At 66.8% G+C, this 14,839-nt stretch carries 14 protein-coding genes; 8 read left to right on the top strand and 6 right to left on the bottom strand.

The features are described from left to right. Positions 1 to 144 precede the first annotated feature (144 nt). The gene (locus ACAM55_RS08700) at positions 145 to 1,743 is read left to right on the top strand and encodes a glucan biosynthesis protein (RefSeq protein ID WP_369655630.1); all 1,599 of its coding nucleotides are present in this window, start codon (positions 145 to 147) and stop codon (positions 1,741 to 1,743) included. Positions 1,744 to 1,897: 154 nt separating this feature from the next. On the opposite strand, the gene ACAM55_RS08695 is transcribed toward ACAM55_RS08700, so the two are convergent. Beyond that, positions 1,898 to 2,281 (bottom strand): FKBP-type peptidyl-prolyl cis-trans isomerase, encoded by a 384-nt coding sequence (locus tag ACAM55_RS08695; protein WP_369656356.1) that lies wholly within the window; start codon positions 2,279 to 2,281, stop codon positions 1,898 to 1,900. Between the two features lie 141 nt (positions 2,282 to 2,422). On the opposite strand from ACAM55_RS08695, the gene eat reads away from it, so the two are divergent. The 5 genes from eat to ACAM55_RS08670 all read left to right on the top strand — a co-directional run bounded on the left by eat (position 2,423) and on the right by ACAM55_RS08670 (position 8,072). After that, positions 2,423 to 3,847 (top strand): ethanolamine permease, encoded by a 1,425-nt coding sequence (gene eat / locus ACAM55_RS08690; RefSeq protein ID WP_369655629.1) that lies wholly within the window; start codon positions 2,423 to 2,425, stop codon positions 3,845 to 3,847. A 7-nt stretch (positions 3,848 to 3,854) separates the two neighbouring features. Then, on the top strand, positions 3,855 to 5,249 hold the full coding sequence (locus tag ACAM55_RS08685) for an ethanolamine ammonia-lyase subunit EutB (protein WP_369655628.1): 1,395 nt from the start codon (positions 3,855 to 3,857) through the stop codon (positions 5,247 to 5,249). Continuing rightward, on the top strand, positions 5,246 to 6,076 hold the full coding sequence (gene eutC, locus ACAM55_RS08680; protein WP_369655627.1) for an ethanolamine ammonia-lyase subunit EutC: 831 nt from the start codon (positions 5,246 to 5,248) through the stop codon (positions 6,074 to 6,076). The genes ACAM55_RS08685 and eutC overlap by 4 nt, the downstream gene beginning before the upstream one ends. A gap of 75 nt (positions 6,077 to 6,151) precedes the next feature. Continuing rightward, a complete protein-coding gene (locus tag ACAM55_RS08675; protein ID WP_369655626.1) occupies positions 6,152 to 7,414 on the top strand; it encodes a haloacid dehalogenase-like hydrolase in 1,263 nt (420 codons plus the stop codon). A gap of 79 nt (positions 7,415 to 7,493) precedes the next feature. Next, positions 7,494 to 8,072: a peroxidase-related enzyme gene (locus ACAM55_RS08670; RefSeq protein WP_369655625.1), complete on the top strand. Its 579-nt coding sequence runs from the start codon at positions 7,494 to 7,496 to the stop codon at positions 8,070 to 8,072. Between the two features lie 12 nt (positions 8,073 to 8,084). Here the strand turns inward: ACAM55_RS08670 and ACAM55_RS08665 are convergent, their stop codons facing one another. The 3 genes from ACAM55_RS08665 to ACAM55_RS08655 are packed head-to-tail and all read right to left on the bottom strand — an operon-like array spanning position 8,085 to position 11,124. After that, positions 8,085 to 9,836: a phosphoethanolamine transferase gene (locus ACAM55_RS08665; protein WP_369655624.1), complete on the bottom strand. Its 1,752-nt coding sequence runs from the start codon at positions 9,834 to 9,836 to the stop codon at positions 8,085 to 8,087. A 57-nt stretch (positions 9,837 to 9,893) separates the two neighbouring features. Further along, the gene (locus ACAM55_RS08660; RefSeq protein ID WP_369655623.1) at positions 9,894 to 10,463 is read right to left on the bottom strand and encodes a phosphatase PAP2 family protein; all 570 of its coding nucleotides are present in this window, start codon (positions 10,461 to 10,463) and stop codon (positions 9,894 to 9,896) included. Then, entirely contained in the window at positions 10,450 to 11,124 is a 675-nt protein-coding gene (locus ACAM55_RS08655) for a phosphatase PAP2 family protein (RefSeq protein ID WP_369655622.1), read from the bottom strand. Before ACAM55_RS08655 ends, ACAM55_RS08660 begins: the two co-directional genes overlap by 14 nt. Positions 11,125 to 11,338: 214 nt before the next feature. Between ACAM55_RS08655 and ACAM55_RS08650 the strand changes: the two genes are divergently transcribed. Further along, positions 11,339 to 12,013, top strand: coding sequence for a response regulator (locus tag ACAM55_RS08650; RefSeq protein WP_369655621.1), 675 nt, complete (start codon positions 11,339 to 11,341; stop codon positions 12,011 to 12,013). Beyond that, positions 12,010 to 13,362 (top strand): sensor histidine kinase, encoded by a 1,353-nt coding sequence (locus ACAM55_RS08645; protein WP_369655620.1) that lies wholly within the window; start codon positions 12,010 to 12,012, stop codon positions 13,360 to 13,362. Before ACAM55_RS08650 ends, ACAM55_RS08645 begins: the two co-directional genes overlap by 4 nt. Positions 13,363 to 13,513: 151 nt before the next feature. Here ACAM55_RS08645 and ACAM55_RS08640 read toward each other — a convergent pair whose 3' ends face one another. After that, positions 13,514 to 13,936, bottom strand: coding sequence for an acyl-CoA thioesterase (locus ACAM55_RS08640; RefSeq protein WP_369655619.1), 423 nt, complete (start codon positions 13,934 to 13,936; stop codon positions 13,514 to 13,516). A gap of 24 nt (positions 13,937 to 13,960) precedes the next feature. Then, positions 13,961 to 14,743 (bottom strand): SDR family oxidoreductase, encoded by a 783-nt coding sequence (locus ACAM55_RS08635; RefSeq protein ID WP_369655618.1) that lies wholly within the window; start codon positions 14,741 to 14,743, stop codon positions 13,961 to 13,963. Positions 14,744 to 14,839: the final 96 nt, after the last annotated feature.

Here is a 14,839-nt window from a genome sequence, read left to right as displayed (position 1 = left end):
TAGGATGGTTTTCTTCCGAAGCAACCGACAGGCACCCGCCGACGATGCCGCGTCGCCCCTTGCATCCCTTGCATCCCTTGCATCCCTTGCATCCCTTGCGTCTTTCCCAACGTATTTCCAAGACTCGCAACCCTCAAGAAACACATGCTTGATCGCCGATCCTTCCTTGCCGCAGGTGGTGCCGCCGCCGCACTCGCCGCCCTTGGACTGCCTGAAGAGGCGTTGGCCGCCAACGGCCTGCAGCTGAGCCAGCCTTCGCCCTTCTCGTTCGACCGCCTCGTGGCACAGGCCAAGCGCCTGGCGTCGCAGCCGTATGCCGCCGCCGCGCCGCTCGCACCCGACGTGCTCGAGAAGATCGACTACGACGCGCACGGCAAGATCAAGTTCGACCCTGCCAACGCGCTCTTCCGCGATGGCCCCGGTGCCTTTCCCGTCACCTTCTTTCACCTCGGCCGCTTCTTCCAGACGCCGGTGCGCATGCACGTGCTCGAGAATTCCGATGGCGATGCCTTTGCGCGCGAGGTGCTCTACAGCCCTTCCTACTTCTCGATGCCGCCCGACAGCCCGGCGCGCGCGCTGCCGCCCGGCGCGGGCTTTGCGGGCTTCCGCCTGCAAGAGAGCCGCCTGGGCGACCAGGGCAAGCTGGACTGGCAGAAGAACGACTGGGTGGCGTTTCTCGGCGCTTCGTACTTCCGCGCCATCGGCGAGCTGTACCAGTACGGCCTGTCGGCGCGCGGCCTCGCGCTCGACGTGGCAGTGCCCGACAAGCCCGAAGAGTTTCCCACCTTCACGCGCTACTACTTCGAAACGCCGGCCGCCAACAACACCACCTCGATGACGGTCTACGCGCTGCTCGAAGGGCCGAGCGTCACGGGCGTGTTCAAGTTCGTGATGCAGCGCGGCAAGGCCGTGATCATGGACATCGATTCGCGCCTCTTCCTGCGCCGCGACGTGTCGCGCCTCGGGCTGGTGCCGCTCACCTCGATGTACTGGTATTCGGAAACCATCAAGCCCACCGCCATCGACTGGCGGCCCGAGGTGCACGACTCCGACGGCCTGGCCATCTGGAATGGCGCGGGCGAGCGCATCTGGCGGCCGCTCAACAACCCCATGCAAACGCGCGCCTCCGCGTTCGCAGACACCAGGCCGCGCGGCTTCGGCCTGCTGCAGCGCGATCGCTCGTTCGACCACTACCAGGACGGCGTCAACTACGAGAAGCGCCCGAGCCTCTGGATCGAGCCGCTTGGCGACTGGGGCGAAGGCTCGGTGCAGCTGATCGAGATTCCGACCGACGACGAGATCCACGACAACATCGTCGCTTTCTGGGTGCCCAAGGCCGATGCCAAGGCGGGCGCGAGCTACAGCCTGCAGTACCGGCTGCACTGGACCGACCAGGAGCCCTTTCCCTCGCCGCTCGCGCGCTGCGTGGCCACGCGCATCGGCCGCGGCGGGCAGCCGGGCCAGCCGCGCCCGCCGGGCGTGCGCAAGTTCATGGTGGAGTTCATCGGCCAGCCGCTCACCACCGTGCCCTTCGGCGTGAAGCCCGAGCTGGTGCTGACCGCGCCGCGCGGCAAGTTCTCCTACGTCTTTGCCGAGGCCGTGCCCAACGGCGTGCCCGGCCACTGGCGCGCTCAGTTCGACTTCACGCCCGAAGGCAACGAGCCCATCGACATGCGGCTCTACCTGAAGACCGGCGACAAGACGCTCACTGAAACCTGGCTCTATCAGTACCAGCCAGGTTGAAATGAACCCACCCCCGTCCCTCGCTCACTTCGTGTAGCTCGACTCTCCCTCAAGGGGGCAACACCAGCGGCCCGGCCAAGCCGGTTCCGCGGTGTTCCTGGTGTGGACTGCGCCGGTCTCATGCGCTGCGGAACAGCACGGCGCCGGGGCCGCGTCAGCGCTTCTTGACGGAGACCAGCTCGACTTCGAAGTTGAGCGTGGCGTTCGGCGGAATTACGCCGCCCGCGCCGCGCGAACCGTAGGCAATGGCCGGCGGGCAGGTCAGCTTGGCCTTGCCGCCCGGCTTCATCTTCTGCACGCCTTCGGTCCAGCAAGGGATCACACCGTTGAGCGGAAACTCCGTGGGCTCGCCGCGGCTGTAGGAGCTGTCGAATTCCTTGCCGCTGTCGGGGAAGGTGCCGCGGTAATGCACCTTGACCACATCGGTCGCCGCGGGCGAGGCACCGGTGCCTTCTTTCAGCGACTGGTAGACCAGGCCGCTTGGCGTGGTGACGGGAGCGGACTGCGCCCAGGCGGTAGACACGGCGCACAGGGACACGAAAGCAACACAGAAGAACGACGAAGAAGACTTCACTGGAATACCTCGGAAGGATGGGGAAAGCGTGATTATGGCGAGCGGTGGAACAGCCCTTGCTTTGCTGCATATGCACTGTCAACATCCGCCAAGAGAGGAAGCCCCATGCAGTCCATCGAAGCCACACCACCGGCCGCAATCGCTGTTCCGGCCGGCACCGGCCACCTGAAGAAGGTGCTCGGCCCCGTCCAGCTCTGGGGAATTGCGGTGGGCCTGGTCATATCGGGTGAGTACTTTGGTTGGAGCTACGGCTGGAACACGGCCGGCACGCTCGGCTTCCTGGTGGCCACGGTGCTGGTGGCCACGATGTACACCACCTTCATCTTCAGCTTCACCGAGCTCTCGACCGCCATCCCTCATGCGGGCGGCCCATTCGCCTATGCGCGGCGCGCCTTCGGACCGACCGGCGGCTTCGTGGCGGGCTTTGCCACGCTGATCGAATTCGTCTTTGCACCGCCGGCCATCGCACTGGCCATCGGCGCCTATCTCAACGTGCAGTTTCCGGGCATCAATCCCAAGTGGTTCGCGCTGGGCGCCTATGTGATCTTCATCGCGCTCAACTGGATCGGCGTGGGCATCGCGGCGGCCTTCGAACTCTTCGTGACCGTGCTGGCCATTGTCGAGCTGCTGGTGTTCATGGGCGTGGTCACGCCGGGCTGGACCATGGCCAACTTCGTCGCCAACGGCTGGGCCGGAGGCAGCGTGCTCAACGGCGCGGCCATCTCGGGCATCTTCGCGTCGATACCGTTCGCGATCTGGTTCTTCCTGGCCATCGAGGGCGCGGCCATGGCGGCCGAGGAAGCGCGCGACCCGCACCGCACCATTCCCATCGCCTACACCACGGGCATCGTCACGCTGGTGGTGCTGGCCTTCGGCGTGATGATCTTCGCGGGCGGGGTGGGCGACTGGCGCAAGCTCGCCAACATCAACGATCCGCTGCCGCAGGCCATGAAGGCGGTGGTGGGCGACAACAGCGGCTGGCTGCACATGCTGGTGTGGATCGGCCTCTTCGGGCTGATTGCCTCGTTCCACGGCATCATCATGGGCTACTCGCGGCAGATCTTCGCGCTGGCGCGCGCGGGCTACCTGCCGCTCTACTTCGCCGGCCTGAGCCCGCGCTTCGACACGCCGCACCGCGCGCTGCTGGCCGGCGGCGTGATCGGCGTGGTGGCCATCTTCAGCGACGAGTGGGTGCAGTTCGGCGGCCAGACGCTTACCGCCAACATCGTGACCATGGCGGTGCTCGGCGCCATCGTGATGTACCTGATCTCGATGGCGGCGCTCTTCAAGCTGCGCAGGAGCGAGCCCGACCTGCTGCGCACCTACCGCGCGCCCTTCTATCCGGTGTTTCCGGCCATCGCGCTCGGGCTCGGCGTGGTCTGCCTCGGTGCGATGGTGTGGTTCAACGCCATGCTCACGCTGTTGTTCCTGGTGCTGATGGCGGCGGCCTATGGCTACTTCCTGCTGACCTCCGCACAACGCAAGGCGGCGGCGCCCGACGAGATGCTTTCCTCGAGCACCATCGCGTGAACGAAAGATGCGCTATCGCACCACCATCGCCGGCCAGGTCTTCGACTTCGACGACCTGAAGCAGGTCATGGCCGTGGCCAGCCCGGCGCGTTCGGGCGACTACCTGGCGGAAATCGGCGCTGCCACTGCGCAGCAGCGCATGGCGGCGCGCCACGTGCTGGCCGAAACGCCGCTCAAGCAGTTCCTGACCGAAGCACTGATTCCCTACGAGAGCGACAACATCACGCGCCTCATCATCGACAGCCATGACGCGCAGGCCTTCGCGCCGGTGTCGCACCTCACCGTGGGCGACTTCCGCAATTGGCTGCTGTCGGAGCAGGCCACCACCGAAACGCTGACTGCGCTGGCACCGGGCCTCACACCCGAGATGGTGGCGGCCGTGTCCAAGCTCATGCGCAACCAGGACCTGGTGTCGGTCGCCAGGAAGTGCAGCGTGGTCACGCGGTTCCGCGACACCATCGGCCTGCCCGGCCATCTGGCCGTGCGCCTGCAGCCCAACCATCCCACCGACGACCTGCGCGGCGTGGCGGCCTCGACGCTCGACGGCCTGCTCTACGGTGCCGGCGACGCGGTGATCGGCCTCAACCCGGTGTCCGACAGCATGCAGGTGCTGGGCCGGCTGCTGCACATGCTCGACGAGGTGATCCAGCGCTTCGCGATTCCCACGCAAAGCTGCGTGCTCACCCATGTCACCAATACGCTCAAGCTCGCCGAAGCGGGCGCGCCGGTCGACCTGGTGTTCCAGTCGATCGCTGGCACCGAAAAGGCGAACCTCTCTTTCGGCATCACGCCCGAGCTGCTCGACGAAGCCTATGCCGCGGCACTGGCGCTGAACCGCGGCACCGTCGGCAACAACGTGATGTATTTCGAGACCGGCCAGGGCAGCGCGCTCTCGGCCAACGCCAACTTCGGTGTCGACCAGCAGACCTGCGAGGTGCGCGCGTATGCACTGGCCCGCCGCTACAAGCCGCTGCTCATCAACACGGTGGTCGGCTTCATCGGGCCCGAATATCTTTTCGACGGCAAGCAGATCATCCGCGCCGGGCTCGAAGACCACTGCTGCGGCAAGCTGCTGGGCCTGCCCCTCGGTTGCGACATCTGCTACACCAACCATGCCGAGGCCGACCAGGACGACATGGACAACCTGCTCGTGCTGCTCGGCACCGCGGGCATCAACTTCATCATGGGCATTCCGGGCGCCGACGACGTGATGCTCAACTACCAGAGCACCTCGTTCCACGACGCGCTGTTCCTGCGCCAGACGCTGGGCCTGAAGCGTGCACCCGAATTCGAGGCCTGGCTGCAGCGCATGCAGATCACCGATGCGGCGGGGCAACTCGCGCCGCCCTCGGCCAACCGCCTGCTGGCGGACATGAGCGGGCTGACCGCACTCGGGCAATGAGCAGCGGCAACGACCCCGTCACGCCGAACCCCTGGGCGCAGTGGCGTTCGGCCACGCCGGCACGGCTGGCGCTGGGCCGCGCCGGTGCCGGCATGCCGACCGACGAGACGCTGCGCTTCGGCTGGGCCCATGCCATGGCGCGCGACGCCATCCATGCGGCACTCGACGTCGACGCTCTCGAAGCCACCTTGCTTGAACAGCATTGGCAGGTGGCGCGGGCGCGCAGCCGCGCGGAAGACCGTACCACCTACCTGCGCCGCCCCGACCTCGGCCGGCAGCTCGACCCCGCCGACGCGGAGCGCCTGCGCGCAGCGGCGAGCCGCGATTGCGACGTCTGCGTGGTCATCGGCGATGGCCTTTCCTCGCTCGCCGTGGCACGCCATGCCGCGCCGCTCCTGGCCGCGCTGCGCTCGCAGCTGCCGGCCGGGACGCGCTTTGCCCCCGTCGTCATCGCCACGCAGGCGCGCGTCGCGTTGGCCGACGAGGTGGGCGAACTGTTCGGCGCCGCCCTCTCGGTCATGCTGATCGGCGAGCGCCCGGGACTCAGCTCGCCCGACAGCCTCGGCATCTACCTGACCCATTCGCCCAGGCGCGGCCGGCACGACGCCGAGCGCAACTGCATCTCCAACGTGCGGCCCGAAGGCCTGCCCTGCGAAGCCGCCGCGTTCAAGCTGGCATGGCTGATGCGCGAGGCGCTGCAAAGAGGGCTGACCGGCGTCGGGCTCAAGGACGAAAGCGATCTCGCGGTGCTCGAGCCGGGCCGCTCGGCGCCCTCCTTGCCCGCAGCACGCACGGATCCGCGCGTGGCTGGCATGACTGATGCGTAGGTGGTTGCAGAAGTGTCACGGGCGTTGCATACGCTCGGTGCTTCTCATCCACAAACGCACAACAACAGGGAACGCATGCAACGCCGCCTCGTCCTCCTCACCCCGCTCGCCACTGCGCTCGTCGCCACTGGCTGCGCCAGCCTCTCGCCCGCCAAGGGCCTTTCGCCCGCCCACTGGGACGCCTTCAACCGTACCCAGATCGAAGGCCTGATCGCCAGCCTCGGCAAAGGAAGCCCCGGCTACAACGCCGCCAAGCCGCCTTACGTCGTCTTCGACTGGGACAACACGAGCGTGTTTCTCGACATCGAGGAAGCCTCGCTGATCTACCAGCTCGAAAACCTGGTGTTCGGCGCCACGCCCGCGCAGCTCGAAGTGGCGCTGCGCAAGAACATCCCGAAGAAGGACTTCCTGCCGGCGCACAACAACGCGGCGGGCAAGCCCGTCAACATCGATCTGCTGGTGCCCGACATCGTGGCCAGCTACACCTGGCTCTACCAGAACTACAGCGGCCTCAAGGGCAACCAGCCGCTGGCCGCGGTGAAGCTGAGCCCGCACTACATCGCCTTCACCACCAAGGTGCGCTTTCTCTACGAAGCGATCGGCGACACCTTCGACCACGACACGGCCTACCCCTGGGTGACCTACCTCTTCGTCGGCATGACCGAGGCGCAGGTGCGCAAGCTCACGGCCGAGACGGTGGCATGGCAATTGAAGGAGCCCGTGGCCAAGGTCAAGTGGACCTCGCCGGCCGCGCTGCCGGGCCAGGCGGGCGTGGTCTCGGTCAGCTGGAAGAACGGCCTGCGGCTGCAGCCCGAGATGCAGGAGCTGTACGCCGCATTCCGCAACGCGGGCTTCGATGTCTGGGTGTGCTCGGCATCGTTCGTCGACGTGATCAAGGAGATCTCGTCGAACCCCGCCTTCGGCTACAACAACCCGCCCGAGCGCGTGCTCGCGATGGAGCTGGAGCGCGACGCCAACGGCGTGATCCAGCCCGAGTTCCGCCGCGGCTACGACCAGACCCAGGGCCCCGGCAAGACCAAGAACATCCAGCGCTTCCTGGTCAGCAAATACGGCTACGGCCCGAGCTTCATTGCCGGCGACAGCGAGGGCGACCAGAACATGATGGCCGACTTCGCCGACACGAAGAAGGTGCTGATCGTGAACCGGCTGCGCGACCCGAAGACCGACATCGGCAAGTTCTCGGCCATGGCGGTGCAGAACTACGGCAAGCCGGACACACGCTACCTGCTGCAGGGCCGTGACGACAACACCGGCCAGTGGGTGAGCTCGCAGCTGCACACGCCGCTGGGCGCGACGCAGGGCAAGGCGCTCAAGTAAGGCGCAGAAAGCCCCAGGGCGGGGCAAGGGGCGCCGGTTGCCTATGATCGATCCTGGCATTCCACCCAGGAGACGAAAAATGGCCGACCGCTACCCTCTCGCCGAGTTGAAGGACCTGCCGGAAGACATCCGCACCGCGATTCTTGCGGTGCAGGAGAAAGCGGGCTTCGTGCCCAACGTCTTCCTCGCGCTCGCGCGCCGCCCGGCCGAGTGGCGCGCCTTCTTCGCCTACCACGACGCGCTGATGCTGAAGGAGGAAGGTTCGCTCACCAAGGGCGACCGCGAAATGATCGTCACGACCACCAGCGCGGCCAACCAGTGCCTGTACTGCGTGGTGGCGCACGGCGCGCTGCTGCGCATCTACGAGAAGAAACCGCTGGTGGCCGATCAGGTGGCGGTGAACTACCGCAAGGCCGACATCACGCCGCGCCAGCGCGCCATGCTCGACTTTGCGATGAAGGTCTGCGAACGCTCGCACGAAATCGATGACAGCGACTTCCCGCCGCTGCATGCCCACGGCTTCGACGACGAGGACATCTGGGACATTGCCTCGATCACCGCCTTCTTCGGCCTGAGCAACCGGCTTGCGAGCTTCAGCGGCATGCAGCCGAACCCCGAGTTCTTTCTGATGGGGCGGCTGCCCCGCGAGAAGAAATAGCGGGCCGCGGCTTCAGGCCTTGTTGCGGCAGGACGCGAGCGCGTCCAGGGCGGGCTTGTAGGTGGAGTTGCCCACGTCCATCAGCCCCAGCACCGTGTGATAGAGGTTATCGTGCGTGAGCGGCGCATCGAGCCCCGCTTCCATGCACGGGCGAGAGAGCTTGCGGCGCTGGCTTATGCCGTCGCTGAACCAGGTGACCATGGGCACGTGCTTCTGGGCTTCCGGCGCAAAGCTGTAGGGCACGCCGTGCAGGAACAGGCCGTACTCGCCGAGCGATTCGCCATGGTCGCTCACGTAGAGCAAGGCCGGGTCGTACTGGTTCGACTGTGCCTTGAGCCAGTCGATGGTCTGGGCGAGGAAACGGTCGGTCTGGGCAATCGAGTTGTCATACACGTTCTGCAGCTCCGCATGACCGCACTCGGCCAGCGCGTTGGTCTTGCACTCGGGCAGAAAGCGCTTCACGTCCGCCGCCGAACGCTTGTAGTAGGCCGGCCCGTGGCTGCCCATCTGGTGCATGACCAGCACCACGCCCTTGGCGCGGCGTTCGGCCGGCAGCGCCGCAATGCGCGCGTCGAGCCCCTTGAGCATGACGTCGTCCAGGCACTCCTCGCCGTCGCACAGTGCGCTCTTCTGCACCGGTGAAAGACTGTCGAACGCAGAGGCATTCGGAATGCGGGTGCAGACGTCCTTGCAGCCGGCCTGGTTGTCGAGCCACAGCACCGCCAGCCCCGCGGCCTGGAGCACGTCGACCAGGTTCTCGTAGTCGTCCTTGCGCGACTCATAGCCCTGCTTGCCCAGCGGCGAGAACATGCACGGCACGGAGGCCAGCGTATTCGTGCCGCACGAATGCACGTCGCGGTAGCTCAACACGCCGCGCGCGGCCAGTTCGGGCGTGGTGTCGCGCGCATAGCCGTTGAGGCCGAAGTGGTCGGCCCGGGCTGTCTCGCCCACCACCATCACGAACATCGGCGGACGGGCCTGGCCCGCATAGCTCGCACCCAGGGTGGTGCCGGCGGTGATGGGGATCAGCTTGCGGCTGCGCTTGAACATCGGCTTGATGAGCACCGAGCCGGCCGAATACAGGCTCGCGACCGGGTTCATCATGTAGCGCAGGTGGATATTGTTGCGCATCAGCGGCGCGAGTTGCCGGTTCATCGACACGGCAGCCACCAGCGCCACCGCCACCGCCAGCAGGAGCAGCGCCGCATTGCGCCAGAGCCTGGAGACGAAGCGCATCGGCACGATGCGCGCCCTCCAGAGGGCCAGGCCCGGGAGCAGGACAACCACCAGAACATGGAAAGCCATGCGCCAGCTCATCAGGTCGCGCGCCTCGTTCGGGTCGGTCTGCAGCACGTTGGCGATCATGGTCGGGTCCATCACCACGCGGTACTCGAGCATGTAGTGCTGGACGAACGCAGCCAGCAGCACCACCGCGAACCACAGCGGCTTCATCCAGCGCGACCATGCGGTGAAGGACAGCATCGCCACCGTGGCGCACACGACGAGCAGCCCCATGGCAGCGATCGTGGGCATGTAGGTACTGGGCGCGCCGCCGATGCGCGCCAGCTCGTTCCACAGCGGCCAGTTGGCGGCCACGGCCAGGTAGATGCCCAGCCATAGGACGAGCGACTGCGCCGAACGCGGCTCGCACAGCCACAGATCGAAGCGCGCCCAGAGCGCGCGGGCAGGGGCCAGGTGCGGCAAACCGGCCGCGGATGACCCCGTGCTCCGCGCAAGCGGGGGTTCGATTCGCGAAAAAGACATCCACCGAATGTAGGAAGCGCAACTGAAGGAAGCCTGAACTGCGCGTTCAGCCAGCGTTCAGACTCGAGCCCTTCTCGCCCTCAACCTGGGCCGCATGTAGGCCCTGAGCGCCAGGTTCAGCGGGCGGCTGACGCCGCGCTCCACCACGATCGAGACCAGCGCGGCAAGCATCGCCCCGACGACCACGTCGAGCGGAAAGTGCAGCCCCAGGAACACCCGGCTCCATCCGACCACCGCGGCCACCGCCAGCGCCGCGAACATGGGCGCGCGCCAGGGCAGGCACCAGAGGGAAAACGCCGCCGCGAAGGTGCACGCGGCATGCAGGCTCGGAAAACCCGGCCGTGCGCCCTGCGGCGCCCACTGGATGCCCAGCCCGTAGAACGCGGGCCGCTGGAACGGCATGGCGGAACGAAACACGTTCACGAAGAGCCAGACCAGCAGCACGCTGAACAGCGCGGTGAAGCAGGCATAGCGCAGGCGCCGGTCGAGCGCCGCCCCGCCGATGATCGCAACGGCCAGCAAGGCCGGCAGCACATCGGAGGCAAAGCGCGCGAAATAGATGCTCCACGCCGGTGCCGCGGCGCCTGCGTTGATCAGCGCGAACAGGGTGACATCAAGAGCCTGCATGCAGGACGGCGGGTTGAGCCGTTGGCAGTCGAGGGGCCCGGGGTGCGGCCAGGAGGTCGATGGCAAAGCCCACCACCCAGCAGATCCACGCCGTCCACAGCGTGTGGCTCATGTAGTGCGCGCCCCGCAGCTGCTGCGACAGCCCCAGCGCGAGGCCCGCGGCCAGCGACACGCCGAGCCAGACGAGCGCGGCACGCGGCGACACCCTGCGCAGCACGAAATAGCCGCCCAGGTACGCGAAAGCCGCGGAGGCATGGCCGGCGGGAAAACACCCGCCCGGGCCGCCGTCATAGACCTTCCATGCCCAATGCGAAACGTGGCTTGCGACGCCGCCGAATTCCTTCAGGTCCCAGGGGCAGCTTGTGTGGCTCGCATGCTTGAGCACGCTGACCGCAACCACCGAAAGCAGCACTGTGAAGGCCAGCTGTGCCCGGGCGCGAACCGGCAGCCGCCGCAGGATGCCCAGCGGCCAGCGGATGCCGGCGAACAGCGCAATCACGAGCAGCCAGCTCAGGTTCTTGGCGCTTTCGTGCATCACATGGACGAGAAAGGCGTTGTCGCGCAGCGGAAACCCCATGGGCGTGCCCGCGAGGCGCGCCAGGGCGAGGTCGCCGCCGGTGGCGTCCCAGCCCAGCAGGAGTACCAGCGCCAGAAGGGTCATGGCCCCCAGACGAAGATTCGAAACAGTCGGCAGATTCAGCACACGCGTCATGAGCAGGGAAACAAGCAGCAAAAAACCAAGTCCGGGAAACCCCATGAGCCTACGTTCCTGGTCTGAACCAATCCTGAAGCAGCCTGAACGAAAGCTGACGTGCTCCCGGACCACCCGGCGGTCGGCGCTAGACTCGGTTTTTTGAAAGAAAGAGTGACCTCGCGTGCGCATATTGCTCGTCGAAGATGACAGTGCGTTGGCAGACGCCGTTTGCAGCTATCTGATTGCGAAAGCTTTCGTGGTCGACGTGGCGTCCAGCCTCGCCGAGGCCCGGGGCGCCCTGCATTCGGTGCAATACGCCGCCGTCCTGCTCGACCTGCACCTGGGCGACGGCGACGGCCTTTCGCTGCTGCCGCAGGTGCGCGCGCTGCGGGAGCCGCCCATCGTCATCGTGCTGACCGCGCGCGACCAGGTCACCGACCGCATCCGCGGGCTCGATGCCGGCGCCGACGACTACCTCATCAAGCCCTACGACCCGGCCGAGCTGCTGGCACGGCTGCGTGCGGTCGAGCGGCGGCGCAGCGCCGGCAGTTCGCCCGTGCTTCACCTCGGCACGCTCGAGATCGACCTGGCGCAGGACCGGGTCCGCAAGGACGGGAATCCCGTCGTCCTGACCCAGAAGGAATGGGCGCTGCTGCGCGTCATGGCCACACGGCCCGAACGCATCCACACCCGCGAAAACCTGGCCGATGCGCTCTACGGCTTCGGCGACGAGGCCGACAGCAACACGCTCGAGGTGTTCATCAGCCGGCTGCGGCGCAAGCTCGGCCGCAGCCATATCCAGACACTGCGCGGCCTCGGCTATCGCCTGTCGACTTCGGCAGACGACGACGAATGAACGCAGTTCTTCCCCCAACCGGCCCCGACACGCTGGCCGGCCGCCTGACTCGCACGCTGATCGTCTGGGTGGGCGGCGTGTGGATGCTGTGCGTGCTGGCCGTGGTCTGGTATGTGGACCGCGAGATCAACCATAACTTCGACAACGAGCTGGTCGAGGTATCGCACCGCATGTTCGACATGGCGGTGCAGGAACTCGACAAGCTGCAGCAAGGGGGCACGCCTTCGGCCCTGCCGATGGTCGCGCCCAAGCAGCTGTTCTCGGAAGACGCCGTGAACTACCAGGTTGTGGACATCCACGAGCACGTGCTGCTGCGCTCGGCCGAGTCACCCAACGATGCCTTCGACGTTCCGCTGGCGGCGGGCTTCGCGAACAACCAGACCTGGCGCATCTATACCGTGCGGCACCCCACGCGAGGCCTCTACTTCCAGGTGGCCGATCCGCTCGACGAGCGCCGCACGGCGCTGAACCGCACGCTCTACGGCCTGATCATTCCGCTGGGCGCCGTGCTGCCGCTCCTGGCGCTGGTGCTGCGCAACGTGGCGCGCACCGAGCTGCGCGTGCTGCAGCAGCTTGCAGGCGAGATCGAGAAGCGCAGCGGCTCCGACCTGCGGCCCATCACGCTGCCCGGCCTGCCGAGGGAGCTGCGCTCGGTGGGCGACCACGTCAACAGCCTGCTGGAGCGCCTGTCGCAGTCGCTCGACGTCGAGCGCGCGCTGGCCGCCAATGCGGCCCACGAGCTGCGAACGCCTCTGGCCGCGGCGCGGCTGCGCCTGCAGACCGCGCTCGAGCACGACCTGCGGCGCAACGATGTCCAGGCCGCAATCGACGCGCTGCAGATACTCAGCCACCGCACCGAGAAGCTGCTCCAGCTCTCGCGCGCCGAATCTGGCGCGTCGCTGGCCCGCTCACGGGTCAATCTGGTCCAGCTCGCGGGCGCCGTGGTGCAGGAATTCTGGAAAGACCCACAGATCAGCGAACGCCTGGCACTCAAGGTGCCCGACGCCATCGCGCCCATTGCCTCGGGCGACGTCGACGCGCTGGCCATCGCGCTGCGCAACCTGGTTGAAAACGCGCTGCGCTACAGCGGCAGCGGCCGCGTGGTGATCGAGGTGATGGCGCCCTGTACGCTCGCGGTGCGCGACTTCGGCCCGGGCGTCAGCGCGGAGCAGCTCGCCACGCTGCAGCAGCGCCACATACGGCACAGCTCCGACCGCACGGGATACGGCCTGGGCCTTTCGATCGTGGGCACCATCGTCGAGAAGCACAACGCGAAGCTCGAACTGGCCTCGCCACCGGCGGGCGCCGCCAGCGGGTTCGAGGCGCGCATCGTGCTGCGGCCGGCCTGAGGCCGTCGCAAAGCCCTTGCCTCCGGGCAACGATGCGCAACGCGTTCGCGGGGCAGGCATTGTTCTCGGCCTTCGTCTGGGCCTGCCCGTGGCTCGAAGCGGCAAACTGCACGAGGGCCGCAAGCGCCAGCGTTCTTTGCGGCATTTCGCCCTATTCGCTCACCAGCGTGCGCAGCCAGTCGGGCAAGGCCAGCGCCTTCTGCTTCGGAAAATCGACCCAGATGGTGGTCGCCCCGCCTGCGGCGCAGATCACGTCGGGCGCCTCGGCGCGCGCCATGGTGGCCCAGCTTTCGAAGGTGGTGCGGCCCGGGTCGCTCACGTACATCTTGAGCAGCACGTCCCCGGGATATTCGATCTGGCGGTAGAAATTGCAGAAGGCATTGACGATCACCATGCCTTCACCGCCCGGCGTGGGCTCGATGCCGAGCGAATGTATCCAGTCGATGCGCGCAGTTTCCAGGTAGCGAAAGTAGGTGCCGTTGTTGAGGTGGCCCATGGCGTCCATGTCGCCCCAGCGGATGGGAATGGACATCTCGTACACGAACTTCTTCTTCTCGGGGATTTCAATTCTCATCGGTGGATCTTGTGGGATGGAAGATCAGAGCGCGAAACCGTCGTCCGCGGCAATCACCGCGCCGTTCACGAAGTGGCTCTGCCCGCTGGCCAGCAGCACGATCAGGCCGTCGAGATCTTCGGGCTTGCCCACGCGCTTGCGCGGCAGCATGTTCACGAGCTTGGCGCCGCCTTCGGAAAGCCAGTGGTCCTCGTTGAGCTCGGTCGTGATGTAGCCGGGGCACAGCGCGTTCACGTTGATGCCGAAGCGGCCCCATTCGAGCGCCATGGCCTTGGTCATCTGCACCACCGCAGCCTTGCTCATGCAGTAGGTGCCGATCTGCGGCAGCACCTTGAGCGCGGCGACCGAGGCGATGTTGATGATGCGCCCGCCGATGTAGGTGCCCGGCGCCGAGCCGTCGGCGCGCGCCAGCATGCGTTTGCCCACCTCCTGAGCGACGAAGAACGAACCCTTCACGTTGGTGTCGAAGATGTAGTCGTAGTCGTCGGGCGTGACGTCCTGCAGGCGCTGGGTGGTGCTCACGCCCGAGTTGTTGACCAGGACGTCGATCGGGCCCACCTCGGTCTCGGCGCGCGCCACGGCGGCCTTGATGCTGCCGATGTCGGTCACGTCGAGCTCGACCACATGGGCGTCGCCGCCCTCGCCCTCGATGCGCGCACGCAGCTCCTTGAGTTTCTCGATCCGGCGGCTTGCCAGCACCACCGCCGCACCGGCGCGCGCCAGCGTCTTGGCAAACTGCGCGCCCAGGCCGCTGGAAGCGCCGGTGACGAAGGCCACGCGGCCCGAAAGGTCGATGCTGTAAGCCATGAAAGAGGGTCCTGTTGAGTCGTTGCCGAGTCGCCGAGGCGACGCCCCGCACTCCACATAAAATGTTTCGCGCCCTCGAAGCGTCCGAGCCTCAAA

Source organism: Variovorax sp. V213 (assembly GCF_041154455.1).
Lineage (GTDB): Bacteria > Pseudomonadota > Gammaproteobacteria > Burkholderiales > Burkholderiaceae_C > Variovorax.
The sequence above is the reverse complement of the archived record's forward strand: the minus strand, read 5'-3'. Positions and strand labels throughout refer to the sequence as shown.

Bases quoted from the DNA above. Each gene is read 5' to 3' on its own strand.
- ACAM55_RS08635 (WP_369655618.1), bottom strand. From the start codon at position 14,743: ATGGCTTACAGCATCGACCTTTCGGGCCGCGTGGCCTTCGTCACCGGC.
- ACAM55_RS08640 (WP_369655619.1), bottom strand. From the start codon at position 13,936: ATGAGAATTGAAATCCCCGAGAAGAAGAAGTTCGTGTACGAGATGTCC.
- ACAM55_RS08685 (WP_369655628.1), top strand. From the start codon at position 3,855: ATGCGCTATCGCACCACCATCGCCGGCCAGGTCTTCGACTTCGACGAC.
- ACAM55_RS08665 (WP_369655624.1), bottom strand. From the start codon at position 9,836: ATGTCTTTTTCGCGAATCGAACCCCCGCTTGCGCGGAGCACGGGGTCA.
- ACAM55_RS08645 (WP_369655620.1), top strand. From the start codon at position 12,010: ATGAACGCAGTTCTTCCCCCAACCGGCCCCGACACGCTGGCCGGCCGC.
- ACAM55_RS08670 (WP_369655625.1), top strand. From the start codon at position 7,494: ATGGCCGACCGCTACCCTCTCGCCGAGTTGAAGGACCTGCCGGAAGAC.
- ACAM55_RS08655 (WP_369655622.1), bottom strand. From the start codon at position 11,124: ATGACCCTTCTGGCGCTGGTACTCCTGCTGGGCTGGGACGCCACCGGC.
- ACAM55_RS08700 (WP_369655630.1), top strand. From the start codon at position 145: ATGCTTGATCGCCGATCCTTCCTTGCCGCAGGTGGTGCCGCCGCCGCA.
- eutC (WP_369655627.1), top strand. From the start codon at position 5,246: ATGAGCAGCGGCAACGACCCCGTCACGCCGAACCCCTGGGCGCAGTGG.
- ACAM55_RS08660 (WP_369655623.1), bottom strand. From the start codon at position 10,463: ATGCAGGCTCTTGATGTCACCCTGTTCGCGCTGATCAACGCAGGCGCC.
- eat (WP_369655629.1), top strand. From the start codon at position 2,423: ATGCAGTCCATCGAAGCCACACCACCGGCCGCAATCGCTGTTCCGGCC.
- ACAM55_RS08675 (WP_369655626.1), top strand. From the start codon at position 6,152: ATGCAACGCCGCCTCGTCCTCCTCACCCCGCTCGCCACTGCGCTCGTC.